The sequence below is a fragment of the Pseudocitrobacter corydidari genome (genome assembly GCF_021172065.1).
Lineage (GTDB): Bacteria > Pseudomonadota > Gammaproteobacteria > Enterobacterales > Enterobacteriaceae > Pseudocitrobacter > Pseudocitrobacter corydidari.
On the sequence record NZ_CP087880.1, the window covers coordinates 1,474,093 to 1,497,281 of the forward strand.

16 protein-coding genes are annotated in these 23,189 nt (G+C 52.0%); 3 read left to right on the forward strand and 13 right to left on the reverse strand.

Features of this window, described 5'->3' with window-relative positions; all coding sequences use genetic code 11:
• Positions 1-89: 89 nt before the first annotated feature.
• The 4 genes from G163CM_RS06825 to cybB all read right to left on the reverse strand — a co-directional run bounded on the left by G163CM_RS06825 (position 90) and on the right by cybB (position 2,306).
• Positions 90-245, reverse strand: coding sequence for a Hok/Gef family protein (locus tag G163CM_RS06825; RefSeq protein ID WP_231827349.1), 156 nt, complete (start codon positions 243-245; stop codon positions 90-92).
• Positions 246-609: 364 nt separating this feature from the next.
• Positions 610-765: a Hok/Gef family protein gene (locus G163CM_RS06830; RefSeq protein ID WP_231827350.1), complete on the reverse strand. Its 156-nt coding sequence runs from the start codon at positions 763-765 to the stop codon at positions 610-612.
• Positions 766-1,047: 282 nt separating this feature from the next.
• Positions 1,048-1,686, reverse strand: coding sequence for a leucine efflux protein LeuE (gene leuE, locus G163CM_RS06835; protein WP_231827351.1), 639 nt, complete (start codon positions 1,684-1,686; stop codon positions 1,048-1,050).
• Between the two features lie 89 nt (positions 1,687-1,775).
• Positions 1,776-2,306 carry a cytochrome b561 gene (gene cybB / locus G163CM_RS06840; RefSeq protein ID WP_231827352.1) on the reverse strand — a complete coding sequence of 177 codons (531 nt, stop codon included), beginning with the start codon at positions 2,304-2,306 and terminating at the stop codon, positions 1,776-1,778.
• Between the two features lie 197 nt (positions 2,307-2,503).
• On the opposite strand from cybB, the gene gap reads away from it, so the two are divergent.
• The gene (gene gap / locus G163CM_RS06845) at positions 2,504-3,505 is read left to right on the forward strand and encodes a type I glyceraldehyde-3-phosphate dehydrogenase (RefSeq protein WP_231827353.1); all 1,002 of its coding nucleotides are present in this window, start codon (positions 2,504-2,506) and stop codon (positions 3,503-3,505) included.
• Positions 3,506-3,553: 48 nt separating this feature from the next.
• On the opposite strand, the gene G163CM_RS06850 is transcribed toward gap, so the two are convergent.
• Positions 3,554-4,354: a YdcF family protein gene (locus G163CM_RS06850; protein ID WP_231827354.1), complete on the reverse strand. Its 801-nt coding sequence runs from the start codon at positions 4,352-4,354 to the stop codon at positions 3,554-3,556.
• A gap of 397 nt (positions 4,355-4,751) precedes the next feature.
• On the opposite strand from G163CM_RS06850, the gene G163CM_RS06855 reads away from it, so the two are divergent.
• On the forward strand, positions 4,752-6,071 hold the full coding sequence (locus tag G163CM_RS06855; RefSeq protein WP_231827355.1) for an MFS transporter: 1,320 nt from the start codon (positions 4,752-4,754) through the stop codon (positions 6,069-6,071).
• Between the two features lie 644 nt (positions 6,072-6,715).
• Here G163CM_RS06855 and G163CM_RS06860 read toward each other — a convergent pair.
• The 3 genes from G163CM_RS06860 to hrpA form a co-directional block, all read right to left on the reverse strand.
• Complete coding sequence (locus G163CM_RS06860) at positions 6,716-7,105, reverse strand: lysozyme inhibitor LprI family protein (RefSeq protein WP_231827356.1); 390 nt, start codon at positions 7,103-7,105, stop codon at positions 6,716-6,718.
• Complete coding sequence (locus G163CM_RS06865) at positions 7,102-7,239, reverse strand: DUF596 domain-containing protein (RefSeq protein WP_231827357.1); 138 nt, start codon at positions 7,237-7,239, stop codon at positions 7,102-7,104. Before G163CM_RS06865 ends, G163CM_RS06860 begins: the two co-directional genes overlap by 4 nt.
• A 232-nt stretch (positions 7,240-7,471) precedes the next feature.
• On the reverse strand, positions 7,472-11,374 hold the full coding sequence (gene hrpA / locus G163CM_RS06870) for an ATP-dependent RNA helicase HrpA (RefSeq protein ID WP_231827358.1): 3,903 nt from the start codon (positions 11,372-11,374) through the stop codon (positions 7,472-7,474).
• A 238-nt stretch (positions 11,375-11,612) separates the two neighbouring features.
• Here hrpA and azoR point away from each other — a divergent pair, with 238 nt between their 5' ends.
• Complete coding sequence (gene azoR / locus G163CM_RS06875) at positions 11,613-12,218, forward strand: FMN-dependent NADH-azoreductase (RefSeq protein WP_015964543.1); 606 nt, start codon at positions 11,613-11,615, stop codon at positions 12,216-12,218.
• 39 nt (positions 12,219-12,257) lie between these two features.
• Here azoR and G163CM_RS06880 read toward each other — a convergent pair whose 3' ends face one another.
• The 5 genes from G163CM_RS06880 to paaK form a co-directional block, all read right to left on the reverse strand.
• Positions 12,258-13,130: an aldo/keto reductase family oxidoreductase gene (locus G163CM_RS06880; RefSeq protein WP_231827359.1), complete on the reverse strand. Its 873-nt coding sequence runs from the start codon at positions 13,128-13,130 to the stop codon at positions 12,258-12,260.
• Between the two features lie 224 nt (positions 13,131-13,354).
• A complete protein-coding gene (locus G163CM_RS06885; RefSeq protein WP_231827360.1) occupies positions 13,355-19,807 on the reverse strand; it encodes a BigA/YdbA N-terminal beta-barrel domain-containing protein in 6,453 nt (2,150 codons plus the stop codon).
• 383 nt (positions 19,808-20,190) lie between these two features.
• Positions 20,191-20,787 (reverse strand): phenylacetic acid degradation protein PaaY, encoded by a 597-nt coding sequence (paaY, locus tag G163CM_RS06890; RefSeq protein ID WP_231827361.1) that lies wholly within the window; start codon positions 20,785-20,787, stop codon positions 20,191-20,193.
• On the reverse strand, positions 20,768-21,733 hold the full coding sequence (paaX, locus tag G163CM_RS06895) for a phenylacetic acid degradation operon negative regulatory protein PaaX (RefSeq protein WP_231827362.1): 966 nt from the start codon (positions 21,731-21,733) through the stop codon (positions 20,768-20,770). Before paaX ends, paaY begins: the two co-directional genes overlap by 20 nt.
• Positions 21,734-21,867: 134 nt before the next feature.
• Entirely contained in the window at positions 21,868-23,181 is a 1,314-nt protein-coding gene (gene paaK, locus G163CM_RS06900) for a phenylacetate--CoA ligase PaaK (RefSeq protein ID WP_231827363.1), read from the reverse strand.
• Positions 23,182-23,189 lie beyond the last annotated feature (8 nt).

Sequence of the window (23,189 nt, forward strand, 5' to 3'; positions counted from 1 at the left end):
AACAATCACTAAATGAATGCGTTGATAGGGTGCATTGAGGACGCCAGCCAACCACTGAGATTGGCGGGGATGACTCCCCGCCTTGTCTCTTACTGTTTAGGTTCACACGCTGTAGAAACAGTAACCTCCGTCTGGTTTGTCCGGAAGTGGACCTCGCAGAGATCCCGCCGCATCGCCAACACCGCTAAAATCACGGTGATACAGATGATAACCAGGGCAATTAAGCCTGAACGTTGCCATTTCATAGCCTGCTTCTCCTTGACCCGTAGGTCTGTAAGAGGCTAATCTAATGCTGTGTGGCATAGATTTGGGCCTCGGTAAGTGTTAAGCGTCCGGCAAGACGCTCAATGTTTCCGGGGCTTTTCTCTATCTGCCTTTTGGAGATTGCCTGAGACAGATAGCCTCAAGCACCCGCCGCGATTTTACACCTACACAGTGAAACTCAGCAGTCTGGAAATGGACTCGTAAGAAGAGCTTGGTTGTCTCGGACAAGGCGCGCATATTTACCGCGAATGCCGAAATGATGATGAATTGAGTGACGTATAAAAAGGGTGCTCAAAGGATACCTGCCACATCAGAAACGGCGGGGATCGCTCCCCGCCTTGTCTCTTACTGTTTAGATTCGCATGCTGTAGAAACAGTAACCTCCGTCTGGTTCGTCCGGAAGTGGACCTCGCAGAGATCCCGCCGCATCGCCAACACCGCTAAAATCACGGTGATACAGATGATAACCAGGGCAATTAAGCCTGAACGTTGCCATTTCATAGCCTGCTTCTCCTTGACCCGTAGGTCTGTAAGAGGCTAATCTAATGCTGCTTGGCATAGATTTAGGCCTCGGTAAGTGTTAAGCGTCCTGCAAGACGCTCAATGTTTCCGGGGCTTTTCTCTATCTGCCTTTTGGAGATTGCCTGAGACAGATAGCCTCAAGCACCCGCCGCGATTTTACACCTTCACAGTGAAACTCAGCAGTCTGGAAATGGACTCTTAAGAAAGGAATGATTGCTTTAGAGGGAGTGCCGGATACAGGCGCATCCGGCAAAAAGGAACTCAGGACTGCAGCGTCGCCAGTCGCGCCGCGAAGCCCACAAACACCAGCCCAATCAGGCTATTGCCAATTTTCGCCAGCTTCTTACGGGTTTTCACATACCGCGTCACCAGCGAGCCTGACACAATCAGGAAGCTCAAATAGGTAAAGCTCACCAGTTCAAGCGTCAGCGCCAGGATAAAGAATGCCAGCCCCGGCGTAGCCGATTTCACGTCAATAAACTGCACGAAGAACGAGACATAAAACAAAATCGCTTTGGGATTGGTTAAGCTCAGCGTCAGGGCGCGTTTGAAAATAGCATGCCCCGGCTCGGCGTGCGCTTCAGGCTCTCCGGCTTTACGCTTAAGCGTGCTGTAGAGCATCTTCCCGCCCAGATAGAGCAGATAAATGGCCCCCAGATAGCGCACCAGATTAAACAGCACCGGCGTGGTTTTAATGAGCGTCGCTACGCCCGCATAAGAGAGGAACATCAGCACCGCATCGCCGATAAAGACCGCCAGCGCTGCCATGTAGCCTCCACGAATACCGTGTGCCACACCTGTTTTCAGGACAAAGAAGGTATTTGGCCCCGGCACCAGAATGATAAAAATCGCCCCGACCACATACGTCCAGTAATTTAGTACGCCAAAATCTGCGAACACCCTGCTCTTCCTTACACAATATTAACCATCGTGGCGGTATGGTAACGCACGCCACATGGCCAATAAAGGACTATTCAGTTTACTTATGGTTAACCCCGTTTACGCGGCATCATGCGCAGCAGCGTATTGTCTTTCCAGACATAATGATGCGCCAGCGCCGCCAGTGCGTGCAGGCCGATCAGCCAGTAGCCGATATTCGCCAGCAGAATGTGATATTCCTTCATCGTATCGACAATATCGAAATTCGATTCCGCCGCATGCGGCATGGTTATCCCAAACGCAAACCATGGATTCCCCCGGTTATACATCATCACCAGGCCAATAATCGGCAATGCAATAAACAGCAGGTAAATCGCCAGATGCCCCAGATGCGCCATGCCCGTCATCATTGGCTTAGGTTTCGGCACAATCGGCGGCGCCGGGCGTTTCAGGCGAATCAGCAAACGCGCCACCATCAGCACCAGAATGGAGATGCCACAGGAGACGTGCACCATATTGATAACCGGACGCGCGCTACGCGGAAAGAAGCCACGGAATTCCATCGCGCAGTAGGCGATAATAACCAGTAAGAAGACCAGCCAGTGAATGCCTATTTGCAGGCCTGAGTATTTATCGCGCATAGCGACCCCTGATAAGTAATTAACAAAAAAGCAAAATAGCCGTTTTCACTTAAAAATTCATTAACTTTTCTGCAGTTACTTTGGTTCTATTCACCTCATTGATGCATTACAGACAAAATCGGGTTGCCCATCCGCCAATGCTGAACTAAGCCTGGATAAGTAAAAATACCGTATCCCCCGAACTGATGGAGAACATCATGAGTAAAATTGGCATTAACGGATTTGGGCGTATTGGTCGACTGGTCCTGCGTCGTCTGCTGGAAACCTCCAGCAGCAATGAAGTCGTCGCAATTAACGATCTTACGTCGCCAAAAGTACTGGCATATTTGCTGAAGTATGATTCCAACTACGGGCCGTTCCCGTGGAGCGTTGATTTCAGCGACAACGCGCTTATCGTTGACGGTAAAACGATTAAAGTCTTTGCGGAAAAAGAGGCGAAGAACATACCGTGGAAATCGGAAGGCGCAGAAATCGTCGTTGAATGTACCGGCTTCTATACTTCGGCTGAAAAGTCGCAGGCGCATATCGATGCGGGTGCTAAAAAAGTACTGATATCTGCTCCGGCGGGTGACATCAAAACGCTGGTATTCAACGTGAACGATGACACGCTCAACGCCAGCGACACGATTATCTCTGTCGCCTCCTGCACCACCAACTGCCTGGCGCCAATGGCAAAAGCGCTGAATGATGCATTCGAAATAAAAGTGGGCACCATGACCACCATCCATGCCTACACCGGGACTCAGGCACTGGTTGACGGGCCTCGGGGGAAAGATTTGCGTGCCTCGCGCGCCGCGGCGGAAAACATTATTCCGCACACGACGGGGGCGGCAAAAGCGATCGGGCTGGTTATCCCTGCCCTTGTCGGTAAACTGAAAGGCCATGCCCAGCGTGTGCCAACGAAAACCGGTTCGGTGACCGAACTGGTTTCTATCCTGGGTAAAAAAGTCACCGTCGATGACGTGAATGCCGCGCTGAAAAAAGCAACAGAAAATAATGAGTCGTTTGGATACACCAATGATGACATCGTATCGACCGATATTATCGGCACGCACTTTGGTTCCGTTTTCGACGCCACGCAAACCGAGGTGACCGAAGCTGGCGATCTGCAACTGGTGAAAACTGTCGCCTGGTACGATAACGAATATGGGTTTGTGACTCAGTTGATTCGCGTACTGGAAAAATACGCCAAACTGTAAAAAGACAACGCCCGGAAACGTTCCTTTCCGGGCGTCATTCGCGGCCTCTTAGCGCAATGCCCGCATGGCCGACATTTCGCGCAGCGTGGCGTCTTGCGTTAACTGCTGCCAGGCCTGCTCGACCGCCAGCGGTATATCCACGTGAGCAATAAAGTTTTTACCGCGCGGCCCGTATCCCTGTTCATCATCACGTATACGTGGTAATTCCCCGATAATTAATGAGAGATATCGTTCTACTGGCCACAATCCGGTGTCATCTCCTTTAAACGCTACGCCGTTTTCACCGTTGAAGAGCTCCGGCTGACATCCGGGATAACTCCGCCAGTGCGGCGCATTTTCCGCTTTCTGCCAGACATGTTCAAACGTCGCCATCGTACGACGCTGCATGGTTGGGTCCTGCACAACGATACCCTTTTTAACGGCAATCGCCTGGGTATCTAACATGCGTCGGGTAAAACGCGCATTTTCACCGCAGTTCGTCGATGCATCCTCCACCAGAATATTCTCGCGCGGGATTTTCCAGAATTGATGCGCAATCTCCGCAAGGATTGCCGCTTCAGACAACCCGGTGGTACGCAGGGTGTTATAGCGCGGATGCTGGGCTATCGCGGCATACAGAAAGGTCGTTGAATGGCCGATTCCGCCGCTGATCAACAGCGTTTTTCCCTCATACGTCGCCAGCTGACAGGCTGCATCGATAACAGGAATAACGGCGTTCCCAGCCAGCACCACCACTTCAAAATCGTCTGGTTGAGGTCGGGAGGCAAAATCATTTTGCGCAAGCCAGCTCCCCAGCAAATTGGCAGCCGTAAGTGTGCTATCGGGTAATTGTGGCAATGTCGTTAGCATAATCCTCCCTCGCTGTGAGTTTGTCAGCACAGGATAACGTGTCTGAAGCTTGATGACAGTAGATCACTCCGAAAGCGTTAATTTTACCTGGCCTGCATTTTTGTAACATTCTTGAAATAACCAGAAATATCTAAAAACGATGCGGTTGCACCTGAATAAACCACTAACAGAGCGCCAAAACAGAGAACATCAAACCATTAATTATTCATTTTATGAATGATTAAGTCATCAAAATGCCTGCTTTTTGTGTATAAACACCCTGCTCACCCTTGCTAAAAATAGCGCCCACCTCTAAGTTGCTTAACAAACAAGCAACCTTTTTAACACATTGCAGGTTGCACCTTTGAGGTATCAGGTGGCACCTGATTCTAACTTAATGTGGCGGGAGTTTTCCTTCATGACGACGCAAGAAAGCAGCAGTACGATCCTGAAAAAAAACAAACGGGTCCTGATTGCCAGTTTGACCGGCAGCTCCATTGAATGGTTTGATTATTTTCTGTACGGCACGGCCGCAGCGCTGGTGTTTAATAAAATATTCTTCCCGATGGTTGACCCGGTTATTGGCCTCATCCTCTCGTACCTCTCCTTCTCGCTGACTTTCTTTATACGCCCGATTGGCGGCGTACTCTTTGCCCACATTGGCGACCGTATTGGCCGTAAAAAAACGCTGGTGCTGACGCTCTCACTAATGGGCGGAGCAACCGTCATGATTGGTCTGCTACCGACCTACGATCAGATTGGCATTTGGGCGCCCATTCTGCTGATTCTGATGCGTATTATTCAGGGGATGGGAATTGGCGGTGAATGGGGAGGCGCGCTGCTGCTGGCTTATGAATATGCGCCAGAAAAACGCAAAGGATTTTTCGGCAGCATTCCGCAAGCGGGCGTGACCATTGGTATGCTGATGGCGACCTTTATCGTGTCGCTGATGACGCTGTTTAGCGAGGAGCAGTTTCTCTCATGGGGCTGGCGCATTCCGTTCCTGATGAGTGCGGTGCTGGTGTTGCTGGGGCTGTGGATCCGTAAAGATATCGATGAGACGCCAGAGTTTAAGAAGGTGAAGCAGTCCGGTCAGGTGGCGAAAGCGCCGCTTCGCGACACGCTGACGCATCACTGGCGTGAAGTGTTGATTGCGGCAGGTCTGAAAGTTGTCGAAACCGCGCCGTTCTATATTTTCTCAACCTTCGTCGTAAGCTATGCCACGACCACCCTCGCCTACCAGAAATCACAGGTGCTGGAGGCCGTCACGCTCGGCGCACTGGTTGCGACGGTAATGATTCCACTGATGGGGTTACTGTCTGATAAAATTGGCCGCAAACGCATGTACGCGGTGAGCGTCGCGCTGCTGGGTCTTTTTATCGTGCCGTGGTTTATGCTGCTGGATACCGGCGCCACCTGGGCGATTATGCTGGCGACCGTGGTGATGTTCGGTATTCTCTGGGCACCGATCACCGCCGTGCTGGGCACGCTGTGTTCGGAAATTTTTAGCGCGAATGTGCGTTACACCGGAATTACGCTGGGTTATCAGATTGGCGCGGCATTAGCTGGCGGCACCGCCCCGCTTATCGCCACCGGCCTGCTGGCGAAATATGACGGTGATTGGGTTCCGGTTGCATGGTACCTGGGCGCAACGGTCACCATCTCGCTGATTGCCATCTTCTTTGCCAGCCGTAGCCGTCGAATTGATGCGGTGAACGTGCAGACGTCAGGGCTGTAACGACCAGACCTTCCCCCTCTTTGTTTCTGGAGGGGGAAATTTCGTCCGTGGTATCAGAGCCTCCATTCTCCCGGTACAATTACTTTCGGATATACAGCGTTAAAGATAAGCATATGTCGCCACTGACTCTGCTCTCTGTCGTCAGAAAGAATTTCTCGGGCTGAGTTTCTTCAGGATAAAAATAAGTTGACGGTATACCGAGATCATCCGCATATTTGACTAATGTAAGATAGGCTTCTGTAAACTGGCTAATCTTACAATACGTTATTCCACTCTCGATATATTCATCTTTGTCCAAAACATCATTATATGAGTAGCTGTAGTCTTCTGAAATTATTGGCGCATTCTTGATTTCTGGCCGAGTTAAGAAGAAGTATTCCAGTGTGTCTGTTCGGCGATAAACTCCCTTTGTAAACACTTCAACGTAAGTCAGACAGGAGAGATATAACAACACTAAAAGAAATGACAGTTTTAGAATGACATTCCATCTACTGATTTTCTTTTTCAACTAGAATAACCTCCTGTTCTACACTGGCTAACGCATCAACAGTTTCATAAACCAAATTAGTACTACATTGACGAAATAAATATATATATCGCGGTATTTATCAAATATTGACTCATTTTACCTCTATTGATATAGACTATAGACTTTTCAATATTGTCTTTAACTCCTCTGTTCTCTTAATCGTCATCTCACTCTCACAATCATATAACGATGTTTCATAAACTTGTGAGCCAGCTTCGACATCCAAGGTAAAAACAGGACAATTGGCATCTCGAAAATGAATCCACGCTCTTTGCGAGATCTTTATTTTCTCAATAACTTCAGCACCTGTCTCTGGTTCAGATGAATATCTTTTTTTGATGTCAGACAGAAGTGCTTTATAGGTTTTATTTATTTCCGCATCGTGGTTAGTAAATGTTTCTTTTGCACAATCGAAAACTTGATCTGATACTTGAATATCTGTACAAAAATCATTCGCCCAGAGTGCACATGGGATAAATAAAAGCATAAGCATTTTTATTTTCATTTGATTTCTTTAATTCCATCATCCATTTCTTCTTCACTATCGGGAAAAGCAGATTTAAAGCAATCTATTTGCACTTGTATGCTCCATTCAGGAATCGCCCATTTTTTTGCAAGCTTAATTCTCACCTCTTCCATAAAATGAATGTCATTTAACCTTCCATCCTCTATCGGGGGAACCAAAATTTTGAATTTGGTTCCGTATTTATAACAACGCTACCGCCCCACCCTGATCGTCGATCTGCACGCGCACAGCTTACTCCTGCACGCTCATACAGAGTACGTCTGCCACCGCTTTTCAGAATCCATAAAGAAACCCGGCAGCATGCGCTAACCGGGTTTGTATGAAAGTTAACAGCACAGAAAAACGTTACGCGCTAATCTGCTCCATCGCCTGCAACACGCGTTTATCGGAAATGGGGTACGGTGTACCCAACTGCTGAGCAAAGAAACTGACGCGCAGCTCTTCAATCATCCAGCGGATCTCCTGTACATCATCATCATCCCGACGCGCCGGCGGCAGTTTATTTAACCACTGCTGCCAGGCCTGCTGTACGCTTTCCACCTTCAGCATTTGCGCACGGTCACGGTGCGGGTCGATGGCCAGTTTTTCCAGTCGTTTCTCAATCGCGTGCAAATAGCGCAGCGTGTCGCCCAGGCGTTTGAAACCGTTGCCGGTGACAAACCCGCGATAAACCAGCCCACCCATCTGCGCTTTGATATCCGACAGCCCCAGCGCCATGGTCATATCCACACGCCCTTTCAGGCGTTTGTTGATATTGAATACCGCCGTGAGGATCTGCTCGACCTGTTTGGCGATTTCGACGACGGTTTCGTTCAGTTCAGCACGTACTTTATCATGCAGCTTCGTGAACCCTTCCTCGGTCCATACCGGGCCGCCCGCTTCATCGATAAGCTTATCAACACCACAGGAGATGCAGTCATCAATGAGATCCAGCACTTTACCGTACGGGTTAAAGTAGAGCCCCAGTTTGGCTTTGTTCGGCAATTTCTCGTGCAGATACTTAATTGGCGACGGAATGTTCAGCAGCAGCAGGCGGCGCAAACCACGCCACATCGCCTGCTGCTGTTCCTGCGGGTTATCGAAAAGCTTAATCGCCACGCTTTCACGCTCGTCCACCAGCGCCGGCCAGGCCTTCACTTTGTAGTTGCCACGCTTCTGCTCGTAGTGATCCGGCAAATTACCGAAACTCCAGATATGCAGCCCGCTTTGCTCAATACCATCATCGGCAACGGCGGAAAGCGTTTCCTGAACTTTCCCTTTAAGCGTGTCTTTCAGCGCCTGAAGGGAACGCCCTTCCTGAAGTTTCTTGTTTTTGTCATCCACTACACGGAAAGTGATTTTCAGGTGATCGGGTACCTGATCCCACTGCCAGGCGTCGCGGTCAACGGTGACCCCGGTCATACGGCGCAGTTCGCGCTCCAGGCTATCGAGCAGCGGCAGCTCCAGCGGTGTGGCGCGGCCTAAGAACGCTTCAGCGTAATTTGGCGCAGGCACAAAATTACGGCGTACTGGTTTCGGCAGCGATTTTATCAGTGCGATAATCAGTTCACGACGCAGGCCAGGGATCTGCCACTCGAACCCGCTCTCTTCCACCTGGTTGAGCAACGGCAGCGGAATATGTACGGTCACGCCGTCCGCATCCGCACCAGGTTCAAACTGATAGCTCAGGCGCAGCTTGAGATTGCCCTGATGCCAGAAGTTCGGGTAGTCCAGCTTGCTGACTTTCTCCGCCCCCTCTTTAATCAGCATGCTCTTTTCAAAGTTGAGCAAATCCGGCGTTTCGCGGCTGGCCTTTTTCCACCAGTTATCAAAGTGTCGGGCGGAGATCACGTCGTGGCTGATGCGCTGGTCGTAAAACTCAAACAGCGTTTCGTCATCAACCAGAATGTCGCGACGGCGCGATTTGTGCTCAAGTTCTTCAATTTCACTGCGCAGTTTCAGGTTATCGCGGAAGAATGCATGACGCGTCTGCCAGTCACCTTCCACCAGCGCGTGGCGAATAAAGAGCTCACGACACAGCGCCGGGTCAATCTGGCTGTAGTTCACCTTACGCGCGGCGACAATCGGCAGCCCGTAAACGGTGACTTTTTCTGTCGCCATCACCGCACCCTGTGCCCGCTCCCAGTGTGGTTCACTGTACGACCGTTTGATCAGATGCTGGGCAACCGGCTCTACCCATTCCGGGTCGATGCGCGCAGCGATACGCCCCCACAGGCGGCTGGTTTCCACCAGTTCGGCAACCATGGTCCATTTCGGCGGTTTTTTGAATAAACCGGAACCGGGGAATATCGAAAAGCGCGCATTGCGTGCGCCGGTAAATTCCTGTTTATCAGCGTCTTTCATGCCGATATGGGAAAGCAGGCCGGTGAGCAGCGCGATATGGATTTCGCGATATTCAGCCGGTTCGCTGTTGACCGGAATACCCAGTTCTTTCACCACCTGGCGCAGCTGGGTGTAAATATCCTGCCATTCGCGCACGCGCAGATAGTTGAGGAAATCCGTGCGGCACTGGCGGCGGAACGCATTCGATGACAGCGCTTTTTGCTGCTCGCCGAGGTAATTCCACAGGTTCACAAAGGCGAGGAAGTCAGATTCTTTGTCGTGGAAACGGCGATGTTTTTCGTCCGAGGCTTGCTGTTTGTCCATCGGGCGCTCACGCGGGTCCTGAATAGACAAGGCCGAGGTAATTATCATTGCCTCGCGCACGCAACCGTGTTTTTGCGCTTCCAGCACCATACGCGCCAGACGCGGGTCAACCGGCAACTGTGACAGCTGGCGGCCCAGCGGCGTCAGTTTATAGGCGGTTTGCTGTTCGTCCGTGGTGATGGCGCCCAGCTCTTCGAGCAGACGCACGCCATCCTGAATATTGCGTTTATCCGGCGCTTCCACAAACGGGAAGGCGGCGATATCTCCGAGCCCCAGCGCGGTCATCTGTAAAATAACCGATGCCAGGTTGGTACGCAGAATTTCCGGATCGGTAAATTCCGGGCGCGACAGGAAATCATCTTCCGAATAGAGTCGAATACAGATCCCTTCCGAGACACGCCCACAGCGGCCTTTACGCTGGTTTGCGGATGCCTGCGAAACAGGTTCAATCGGCAGACGCTGCACTTTGGTACGGAAGCTGTAGCGGCTAATACGCGCGGTGCCTGGGTCAATAACGTATTTTATGCCCGGCACGGTCAGCGAGGTTTCCGCAACGTTGGTCGCCAGCACGATGCGACGCCCGCTATGCGACTGGAAGACGCGATTCTGTTCACTGTTGGAGAGTCGCGCATACAGCGGCAGGATCTCCGTATGGCGCAGATCCCGTTTGCTGAGCGCATCGGCGGTATCGCGAATTTCACGCTCACCGCTCATAAAGATCAGAATGTCGCCCGCACTTTCCCGCCCCAGTTCGTCTACAGCATCAAAAATGGCCTGCAACTGGTCACGTTCGGTGTCATCCGCCTCTTCGACAATCGGGCGATAGCGCACTTCCACCGGGTAGGTACGCCCTGAAACTTCGATAATCGGCGCATTATTAAAGTGGCGCGAGAAGCGTTCCGGGTCGATGGTCGCGGAAGTGATGATAATTTTGAGATCGGGGCGGCGCGGCAGCAGCTCTTTCAGGTAACCGAGCAAAAAGTCGATGTTCAGACTGCGTTCGTGCGCTTCATCGATAATGATGGTGTCGTACTGCATCAGCAGGCGGTCCTGCTGGATTTCCGCCAGCAGAATACCGTCGGTCATCAGCTTAACCGTGGTGTTGTCGCTGACGTGATCGCTAAAACGAACTTTATAACCGATGCAACCACCCGGCTCTGTTTTCAGCTCTTCCGCTATACGGTTCGCCACGGTACGCGCCGCCAGACGACGCGGCTGGGTATGGCCAATCAGCCCTTTGATTCCGCGCCCCAGCTCCATACAAATCTTCGGCAACTGGGTGGTTTTCCCGGAACCCGTTTCCCCGGCGACAATCACCACCTGGTTGTCGCGCACCGCCTCAAGAATATCCTGTTTCTTCTGGCTAACCGGCAGGTTATCCGGATAGGTAATGTCCGGGCGTGCGGCTTCGCGCAGCAGGACTTTACCTGCTGCCTGTTCAATCTCTTTCGCCATTTCCTGGTAAATGGCCTGTTGTGCATCAGGATTTTTAACCTTCTTCACACCGTGCAGGCGACGGGCAAAGCGCTGTTTATCGCGCAGCGTTAATGCATCGAGCTGCTGATTCAACGTCGCGAAGGTGAGTTTTTGTTGTTCTGTCATAGCGTTATCGGGCATCTGGGTGCCGGAAATGTTCTCGTCATACGTTCCCTCCAGAATACCACACCTGGCCTGATACCGAACGGTTTTCCCGGTATGTGGTATAGAGAGGAAAGTCAGTTATTCAAAAAAATCGAACAGAGGATTCGATATATTGCGCTATCCCTGTGGCAGGATTGTGAATAAAGTGTCTGCAAGCAACCGGGCAAGGCCCGTCACTCAAAGTATAAAGGAAACACCCATGAGCAAAGTATTGGTTCTGAAATCCAGCATCCTGGCAGGCTACTCCCAGTCTAATCAGCTGTCCGACTATTTTGTTGAGCAGTGGCGTGAAAAACACAGCGCGGACGAAATCACCGTTCGTGACCTGGCCGCTAACCCGGTGCCGGTACTGGATGGCGAACTGGTTGGCGCACTGCGTCCGAGCGATTCCCCGCTGACGCCGCGTCAACAGGAAGCACTGGCGCTGTCTGACGAGCTAATTGCTGAACTGAAAGCCCACGACGTTATCGTGATTGCAGCGCCGATGTACAACTTCAACATCTCTACTCAGTTGAAAAACTATTTTGACCTGGTTGCTCGTGCTGGCGTGACCTTCCGTTACACCGAGAAAGGTCCTGAAGGCCTGGTTACCGGTAAGAAAACCGTGGTGATCACCAGCCGTGGCGGCATCCATAAAGATACCCCGACCGATCAGGTGACGCCGTACCTGTCCACCTTCCTGGGCTTTATCGGCCTGACCGACGTGAAATTCGTCTTTGCGGAAGGCATCGCTTACGGCCCGGAAATGGCGGCCAAAGCGCAGGAAGATGCGAAAGCAGCCATCGACACTATCGTTGCCGCATAAGATTTAAGAGGCCTCCCGCGAACCGGGAGGCTTTTTTATTTAACCCGCATTTTTCGCAATGCTGTCCAGCGTTGCCAGCACGTCACCAGATAAACTCAATTCTCCCGCCGCCATATTTTCCCGCAGATGCCCCACTGAAGAAGTACCTGGAATCAACAGGATATTCGGCGAACGTTGCAACAACCACGCCAGCGCCACCTGCATCGGCGTTGCGCCAAGGCTTGCGGCAACGTCAGAAAGCGTTGACGATTGCAGCGGCGTAAAACCACCGAGCGGGAAGAACGGTACGTATGCGATACCGTCATGCGCCAGCGCATCAATCAACGCGTCGTCGGCACGGTGCGCGATGTTGTACTCGTTCTGCACGCAGACAATTTCCGCAATTTTACGCGCTTCAGCGACCTGCGTCGGTGTAACGTTGCTCAGGCCGATATGCTTCACCAGCCCCTGCTGTTGCAGTTCGGCCAGTACGGTAAAGTTAGCTTCAATCGACCCTTCTGCCGGGCCGTGACCGTCGCCGAGCATCACGCGCAGGTTAACCACATCCAGCACGTCCAGGCCGAGGTTACGCAGGTTATCGTGTACTGCCTGCTTGAGTTCTTCAGGCGAAAACGCCGGAAGCCATGAAGCGTCTTTCCCGCGACGCGCGCCAATTTTGGTGACTATCGTCAGGTCATCCGGATACGGATGCAGGGCTTCGCGGATAATCTGGTTTGTCACGTGTGGGCCATAAAAGTCACTGGTGTCGATATGATTCACACCCAGCGCCAGCGCTTCACGCAATACCGTAATAGCAACATGGCGATCTTTTGGCGGCCCAAAAACGCCGGGGCCAGCCAACTGCATCGCACCATAACCCAGTCGTTTTACCGATTTTGTACCGAGAGTAAACGTACCACTGTTGTTGCTCATAACACCCTGTCCTGTTTAAGGCAGATTAAGAGCCCACAGTATAGAAATGAACGCGCGGGGAGGAAATGTGTAATAAATGCGAATGTGTAAAAAAAAGCCGGATGAGTACAACATCTCATCCGGCACACGCATTACTGCCCGGTGGCGCTGCGCTTACCTGGCCTACGGGCAATATACCTGTAGGCCAGGTAAGGTGCTCGCACCGCCATCTGGCGCAACAAACATCAGAACGTTTTCTTGAAGTTCAGCATCACGCCTTTATCGCTGATACCATCCTCTTTCCAGTGGTAGGCATCCAGGTTAAGCGAACTTTCTTTGCTGCTGTACTTCACGCCGACGCTTGCCAGGCTGTTGATGCCGCCGCCCTTCTGCCCGTCATCAACGTTGAAATGCTGGCTGCCTGCGCCTGCCAGGCTTGCCGTGCGCTGGCTCTTCGTGTAGCTCAGGTTTGGCCCGCCTTCCAGCGTCGCGTTGGCACTCCAGCCGTCTTTGCCTGCGTAGTCCAGTTTCAGCCCGACGATGCTGTCCACCGCCGTTTCGCTGCCGCTGTTCATGCTCAGGTTGAAGTCTCCTGCATTCCGTTCCTGATAACCGCCCTCCAGCGTGTGACGCAGTTTTACACCGGCATACGGGGTAATTTTCAGGCCTTCGCGCGGTTCAAAGGTTTTTGCCCCTTCGCTGCGAAACTCCAGGTACTGCTGTTTCACGTTGGTATCCGCCGTTTTGCTGACGTCGCCGTAAGCCACCGAGCGGCTGCTGTCGAGGTTATGCACATCATAACGCAGCGCGTTGTTCCAGCGCATACCGTTGTCGAAGGACATCTGGTGCTTCAGACCAAAGAACTGGCTGTAGCCGCCGGTTACGCCATTGTCGCCCGCCTTCTGCGCACCGTCGCCATCCAGACGCGCGATACCGTACTCCAGACTCATGCTCTGGCTTTCGCTCATGTGCACGGTTTTACGCAACGCCAACATGTCATACTCGGTGTTATTTCCGAGTTCCGCACGCGGATCGCCTTTCGCCACCACGTTAAAGGACAGACCGTTCCCCACCTTCGGCGCGGCATCCGCCAGCATGCTAAAGCGGTTGCTTAAAACGCGCGCTTCGCGGAATACCGTGGTCGCCTGGCTACCGCTGACCTGTTTCAGGGCACTGTTCAGTTCGGCAGTCGTGCCGACGTTCAGGCTGGTAAACAGCTCGTTGTTGGTGTAAGACGCATCCAGTGCTTTAGCGATGTCATTCACCGAGGCATCTGTTGCCACATCGGTGTAGGCATTTTTGCTCATGGTGACGTCAACGTTACCGCTGCCATCGGTGCTGCCTTTGGCAGTCCATACCACGGACGTTGAGGTGATGGCGTCAGCGTCGGTCAGGTTGCTGCCCTCCACCACGTTATCAAAACTAACGGTGGTGTCTGCCGTACCGGCGGTAAACCCAGTGTTGATCCCCACGCCGTTCATGCTGGCATTGTTGACCATGAGCTTACCGGCGCTGCCATCGGCACTGGTTCCCACCACGTAACCGTTGAGATTGTTCATGCCGTCGTCACTGCTCACGGACGATGACGAGCTACCGCCGCTATAAGGCGTAATCGTCGGCTCATCCGGCGCAGTGAAGTCCACATAGTGCGCTTCTGTGCCGTCGCCGCCTTCGCCGTTGCCTTCTGCCGAGATACCACTTTGTTTGAAGATACCGGAACCCGTCACGCTGTCGTCGATATACACGATACCGTTGTTTACGATATGTCCAGCGCTGCCTAACTGGCTGAATGCAAAAGAATCACTGGCGTAAATATTGATGGTGCCATTATTTTCAATGACCGCATCCGCCTTCGCGTTGCTTTCGAGTTGCATCCCTACCATGCCAGTCTCAGAGGTGCCTTCTGTGCCGACGTTAATGATATTGTTGTTGACCATTTTCGCACTGCCATGCGCCGACATCGCCACATTACCAGTGTTGTCAATATTAATAGTACCGTCGTTCACCACCAGCGTGTTAGCGTTCACGTTCAAGGCAGTCTTGATTTGACCGTTGATTACGCCCGTCTCACCGTTATAAAGGGTGTGTGGATTGCCAGCGGCCATAATATTAGCGTCACTGTTAACCGTGCCCCAGTTATTAAATGAACCCGCCCACAATTGACCGTCATCAATTGTTGCTACACCGCCTTGCAGGTTGTTGAATACACCCTTTTTATCCACGGTGACATGATTGACCGTTCCGGCGTTATTGAACGTTGATGCAGCAGTAAAAAACACCTTATCTACCGTTCCACCTGCCTGGTTGTTCATGACGGCAGACACCGATGAGCCTTTCCAGTTGCTCACCGTTCCGGTGTTATAAACAGAGCTGGCCCACTGTTCGATACTACTAATAGTGCCAGCATTGTTGATGACCGAACTCGCAACTGTCGTAACTACCTGGCCTGTGACTGTGCCTTCATTATTAAAGACGCCGCCATCAACAGAAACGGATTGAGTTATTCCCTGGTTGATATATTCACCGTCGATGGCGATAACCACCTTGTTGATATTACCCGTGATTTCGTTGGTCAGGTTGCCATTATGAGCAACCGTAATGGCTCCGCCCGTCACCGTTCCTGCGTTGGTGATATAAATATCGCTCTCTGCCAGGGGGTTGGTTACCCCTCCGCTTGTGGGTAAATCCAGCGTTTCGCCTTCAGCGGTAATAACGTTGCCATTATCCCATCCCCGGCTGATGGCACTGTCGGTTGGGTTATAGCTCGCACTGTCCTGACAAATACCGAACGTGCAGATAGTGCCGTAGTTAACAATAACGCCGGAACCGTCATTGTAAAATGCCTGACCAATTTCGGCATTAATATTAATAACGCCAGTCTGATCATTAATTGCGGTTCCGCCATTGTAAACCGCCATGCCGACGAGTTTATTCGCGCCAATCGTGCTGTCATAGTTATCATTTTTTTCCAGGTTGATAGTCCCCTGGTTAATGACCGTATTGCCATGACCATTAGCGAACATTCCCGCGCCTGCATTATAAATAGTAATGACACCGCTTTCTTTATTAATCGCGGTCGCGTTAACTCCGGCCCCATTAAAATCATCTGTACCCACCCACATAGCAGCGGCATAATCTCCGGCTCTATTTCCATGTATATCGCTGCGTAATTGCGTTGTATCATTAGCATCAACCCATAACGCATCGATAGAGATATTGCCTGCATTCTCAGCCGTCGAGTTGTCTATTGCCGTCATGCCAATGTTCCCTCGACCATACATATCAATCACGCCACTCTCACCATTGAGTGCATAACTGTTATGGTAGGCTTCGAGAGCAATCATACTCTCCGTTTGATTATTCGGAATATCACTGCCAGTAGCACCCACGGAGTTTCGCATATTCACCACGCTATACTGCTCCATAACTTTTGCTGTGATGAATCCATTATTTGTAACCGTAGCGCCTCCTTGCGCCATTAGTGCTACCCCACCCGGTTCCGGGACTGGATTTGTCGGTGTCGAATAATCATACTGAAGTAATGCGATGCTGCCGCTGTTAACCGCCGAACTGTTTTCATCGTTGACATTAATAAATTTAATATTCGCTACATCGACATCCCCTTCATTGATGACCTGGGAACCGGAAGACGCATTTATTATCGCAGGAGTCGCATCAAAATAGTGTTCGAATATATTGACATCCTTCGTTGAAAAAGAGGCATCATCGCCTATCTTCAACATTGCACCATCATTCAACTGGATAATACTGGAGTAACCTACCGGGAAATCACCGCCTATTACCGAGTCACCATTCAGGTATACGGATGAGTTGCCATCAACCTTAATAAGAGGAGTGGAGCCGCTTCCCTTACGTGCGGAGGCAATATCCTCTCCGTTGGTTAAGGTATTTGCCTCTCCCCTGAATTGCACGCCACCATTAAGTGCTACCGTATTACCATCACCCGTGATCACCAGTCCGGAGATGTTTTCCTGGCTACCGTCAAAACGTGCATAGGTACGATTCGTGGTTTCGCTATCCACGACCATCGTTAACTGACCATCCAGTGTAATATCATTATTATCACCGCTGACATTAACGCCAACGGATGGGTCGTAAAAATATTCTGCCGCATTATCAGCCAACTGGTTTTTATCGACCAGTATATTGCCTGCGATATCGATGGTATTCCCGTTCCCGGCGACATTGACCCCTGTCGCATCCTGTCCGGTGACGTTCAGCTCATAGGTGGCCAGCGTCATAGTGTTATTATTGCCAACCACATCCAGACCTGTGGAGAAATCACCCACATACATACCACCCGCAAGTGAGATATCGCCAGCGTCGCCAATAACCTGAACTCCCGTCCCTGCATTGCTGGCAGAAATATCACCCACGTTCATAAACGTGGCGTTATCCCCCGCAATCTTCACACCTGTGGCATTCTCTTCCGCATTGCCATTGCTGGCGGAAATATCACCCATATTGATAAATGTGGTGTCATTACCCTGCAACTCAATGCCAATGGATTTCTCATCCACGACGGTTATATTGCCTTTATTGCTGATAATGGTGCCATCTCCATCAACAATAATTCCACGTGCGCCACCGCTTACATAAAGATCGCCTGATTGTTTAACCAGTGCATCGTTACCGGTAATTTTCGATCCCGTCGAATGTTCTCCGTCGACGGTCATGACACCTTTATTACTTACTACCGCGTTGTCGCCATTAATCTCGCTGCCGGTCCCACCATTGGTAAACGTCGAGTCACCCGCGGTATTCAATGTCGCGCGATCGCCATTGATAATAACCGCCGTCCCGCCATCAACTTCCGTTTCACCATTATTATTGATGGTGATATCGTCGCCGGTCAGGATACCGACCACTGAACCTTCGCCAATTGCGGTGGTTTTACCGTCGTTATTAAGGGTTATATCGTGACCGTCAACAACCATCACCGTGCCACCATTCAGCGCGGTATTTCCACCCTTATCGGTGATGGTGGCATCGTTAACCTGAAAATGGTCCCCTGTAGTTCCGTCAGCAACTGTACCCGCCTCTTTGACAATATGGATTTTGCCATCGTCATCATAACGCCAGGTGATCCCGCCCGCCGTATTGACGCCGTCAAAGCTGACAGTGTTGGCCGCCTCGTCAACGGACCAGTTTTTTACGATCGTCGTTTTGCCATTTGGCCCGGTAAGCGTGTAACTGCCATCTTCATTTTTAGCGTACGTGAAGGTGGTATTACGAATTTCTACGGTCTTCGCATCCTGATCCCAGGTGACATTATTTTTATAAACGACAGGATCGTGTTTGACTGGGGTGTCATCACCATCGTCGTCCGGGGTATCGTCACCGCCGTCGTCCGGCGTGTCATCGCCGCCATCATCCGGCGTATCATCACCGCCATCATCCGGCGTGTCATCGCCGCCATCATCCGGCGTATCATCACCGCCATCATCCGGCGTATCATCACCACTGTCGTCCGGCGTATCATCGCCGCTGTCGTCCGGCGTATCGTCACCGCCGTCGTCTGGTGTATCGTCGCCTCCATCGTCTGGTGTGTCGTCACCGCCGTCATCCGGCGTGTCATCGCCGCCGTCGTCTGGTGTATCGTCGCCTCCATCGTCTGGCGTATCGTCACCGCCATCGTCTGGCGTATCGTCACCGCCGTCATCCGGCGTGTCATCGCCGCCATCGTCTGGCGTATCGTCACCGCCGTCATCCGGCGTGTCATCGCCGCCATCGTCTGGCGTATCGTCACCGCCGCCATCCGGCGTGTCATCGCCGCCATCGTCTGGAATATCATCACCACCATCATCCGGCGTATTGTCGCCGCCGTCGTCTGGTGTGTCGTCGCCACCATCATCCGGCGTATCGTCGCCACCGTCGTCTGGTGTGTCATCACCGCCATCATCCGGCGTATCATCGCCACCGTCGTCTGGTGTGTCGTCACCACCGTCGTTCGGCGTGTCGTCGCCGCCGTCGTCTGGTGTGTCATCACCGCCATCATCCGGCGTATTGTCGCCGCCATCATCTGGCGTGTCATCGCCGCCGTCATCCGGCGTGTTGTCGCCGCCATCATCTGGCGTGTCATCGCCGCCGTCATCCGGTGTGTTGTCGCCACCGTCATCCGGTGTATTGTCGCCACCGTCGTCTGGCGTGTCATCGCCGCCGTCGTCTGGTGTGTTGTCGCCGCCGTCATCCGGCGTATTGTCGCCGCCGTCGTCTGGCGTGTCGTCACCGCCATCATCCGGCGTATCGTCGCCACCATCGTCTGGTGTATCATCGCCACCGTCGTTTGGCCCCACGGGAGTGAGCGAGCCGTCATCGCTGGGTGGCACGGGTGGATTGTCGTTATCGTCTGGCGGTGTAGGTTGAGGTGAAGAAGAAGAGTGAGAGTGGTCGCCGTCGTGGTCCGTTAACTCAATTGCAGCGAGAGTGGTAAGCAGCGCGGTCGCACCGACAGCAAGCCAGGGATAAAGTTTATGATTTGAGGGTGTTGCAGCAACACATTCTGGTGGGAGTTTTTTTAATTCTTGCTGGCTCAGTTTACCAGGATCTGTCGGGCAGGTTACGCGTGAACTTTTACGTTCTCCTGAAACACCATCCGTTTCTATCGTATCCGCAGCCCAACCCTGCCCGCTTAACGCTAAAGCAATGCAAGCCGACAGTAATGTTTTCTTTTGCATGAGAAATCCCTCTCAACGTAATAACTTAAATAATTTAGAAGACCAATAAAAACAGTGAATTAAAAAATGATCACAATAAGGTCATGATTAAATATCTCTTTTTAGGGATTCTATTTGTCAATACAAAACAATTCAACTTAAAGGGACTTTAAGTAAAACTTAACAAATAAACTCGATGAATTATTGCCAATATTATTTGTGACGTAATTCATTAATGCATGTTGTATTCCACCAAAAACATACAAAAAAATCATTCACCTTAAAACAAAAATAAGTTCCTCCGCCTTGCATATATTCTTGCAACAAATAAATATCTTCTAACTACAACTACAGTTAACGCGTCCCAATAAAAAAGGCAGAAATTTTATTTCTGCCTTTTTTACTCAACTCGCCGATTTAGGCCGCAAACTCTCATCAAATATCAGCCGTTTTCGCCCTTCTTCGACTGCGCGTAACGGTTCGACCTGATGCATCGTCTTTTTACAACGTTCCACCAGCACCTGATATTCCCGTGTACCCTGCTTTTTCCACGCCATTTCCTGCTCGCTGAGCTCGCGAATGGCTTTCGCGGGGCTACCGATAATCAGGTGATTCGCAGGCATCTCTGCTTTGGCTTTCACAAATGCTGCCGCGCCGACAATACTGTTTTCACCGATCACCGCGCCGTCCATCACTACAGCATTCATCCCGACAAGTGCGTTACGGCGTACGACGCAACCGTGCAGAATGGCGCTATGACCAATATGCCCGTCCTCTTCCACAACCGTGTCTTGCTCCGGAAAACCGTGCATTACACAGTTATCCTGAATGTTCGCGCCATCTTTAATGACAATGCGACCAAAGTCGCCGCGCAGACTGGCGTTTGGCCCAACGTATACACCTTTACCCAGGATGACGTCGCCAATTAATACGGCGGTAGGATGCACATAGCTCTCGTCCGGCACCACCGGGGTTAAGCCGTCAATCTGATACACTGGCATAAGACCTCCCTTCACTCACCGGCAACCCGCCAAATCGTTGATAGAACAGCGTACCCGGCGCAGGTAGTTCGCCCACCGGGGTTTCGCCTTTTTCGCTGACGAAGGCCAGCGCGGCGGGAGCCACACGTTGATAAATGTTGATACAGAGCTGACGCGCAGAGCCGCCGAGCCAGTGCGCCGGGAGCAGTTCTTCCGGCAGCAGCGGATCTTTCAGCACCACGCGGCGATAAAAGTGAATCAGTAGAAGTTGGATCTGGAAGCAACGTTCCGGAGTCAGTTCATCCGCATCTACGTCGCGCAATAACGGCAGCAGCGGGCGGAACAACTGGATAAAGGTGTCGTACATGGCATTCTGCTCGGTCAGTTGCCAGCACTCTTCCACGCGTGCGCTCAATGCCGCGCGCGACAACGCCAGTGGGGAATGCGCTTCAAAGCAGATGACGTTTTCCGCCACACCCGCTTCATGCAGCAGTGACTGCACATCGGCCAGCTTTTGTGACGGCGAGGCCATCAGGCTGGGCGCTAGCGTGCCAAACCCTTGCCAGATAAGCTGTTTTTTGACGTCTGAAAGTGTTGCACGATCAAGCCCTTCGGAAAGCAACAGCAGCCAGGTGCCGTCCCAGGCCGGCGTTTCCGCACGATAGATTTTATTTTCCGCCCGGCGGGTTAAGCGCTGGCCTTTATCACTCAGGCGATAAAAGCTGCGGCGGCCAATGCGTTCCACATCCAGCCAGCCCTCTTTATTGAGGCGAAACAGCGCGGTACGGACAAAACGCTCCCCAAATCCCAGACCTTCAAGCATCGCCGCCAGGCTACCCAGCCAGACAGAACCGCCGCGATGCAACAGGGAATCACCATACAGCGAAGCAATCAGCGAGGTGCCGCTAATGGGCACCGATGACACGGCCTGCTGAATGAAGGTATCGATTTTACTCATCTGATTCATCCTGTTGTTATTGTTTTGATTTATGAATCATAGCATAGGTATGAATCGTAGTTTTGCCGGGGGCGGCTGCGCCTTGCCCGGCCTACCATCCCCTGTAGGCCGGATAAGGCACAGCGCGCCGCCATCCGGCAATGTTACACGCTGGCTATCTTGCGCAAATCAAACACCCTGCACGCTTTGCCTTCAGAGCGCGGGATCGCGCCGCAGTTAACGATCGTCACATCGGTGGAAATCCCGACCATCGATTTAATGCGGTGACGCAACTGGTGGCACACCTGGCAACGCTGTTCGTGGCTCAGGTACAGGCTACTCTCTTTCAGCTCCACCTGTATCGACAGCGAATCAAGATGGCCGCGACGGTTAACTTCCAGCTGGTAATGCGGCGAAAGATGCTCAAACTTCACAATCTCTTCTTCCAACTGAGACGGGAAGACGTTCACACCGCGGATAATCAGCATATCGTCGCTGCGTCCGCTAATGCGATCCATACGACGCATGGTGCGGGCGGTACCTGGCAGCAGACGTGTCAGATCGCGGGTGCGATAGCGGATCACCGGCAGCGCTTCTTTGGTCAACGTAGTGAAAAGCAGTTCACCATGCTCACCGTCATTCAGCACCGTACCATCGTTCGGGTTAACAATTTCCGGATAGAAGTGGTCTTCCCAGATGGTCGGGCCATCGGCGGTTTCGATACACTCCATTGCCACGCCAGGGCCCATCACTTCCGACAAACCGTAGATATCCAGCGCGGTAATACCCAGACGACGTTCAATCTCTTTACGCATCGCCATCGTCCACGGCTCTGCGCCAAACACGCCGACGCGCAGGGAACATTGCGTCGCATCGCCGCCCATCTGGCGTTCCAGCTCTTCAATCAGGTTCAGACAGTAGGACGGCGTCACCATAATCATATCCGGCTGGAAATCACGGATAAGCTGCGCCTGTTTCTCCGTCTGGCCACCGGACATCGGGATAACCGTCGCTCCCAAACGTTCCGCGCCGTAGTGCGCGCCCAGCCCGCCGGTGAAAAGGCCGTAGCCGTAAGCGACGTGGATTTTATCTTTCGGCGTGCCGCCTGCTGCGCGCAGAGAACGCGCCACAATATCGGCCCAGATATTGATGTCATTCTGAGTGTAACCGACCACGGTCGGCTTACCGGTCGTGCCGGAAGAGGCATGCACGCGCACCACCTGCTCCATCGGTACGGCAAACATGCCGAACGGATAGTTATCACGCAGATCCTGTTTGGTGGTGCACGGGAATTTTTCGATATCTTTCAGTTCCTTGAAGTCATCCGGGTGAACGCCCGCTTCATCGAATTTGCGGCGATACATCGGCACATTTTCGTAGGCGTGTTTCAGGGTCCACTTCAGGCGTTGCGTTTGCAGTGCCTGCAGTTCGTCCAGCGATGCTTTTTCGATTGGGTCCAGCTTTGTATTTGTTGTCATTATAGGGT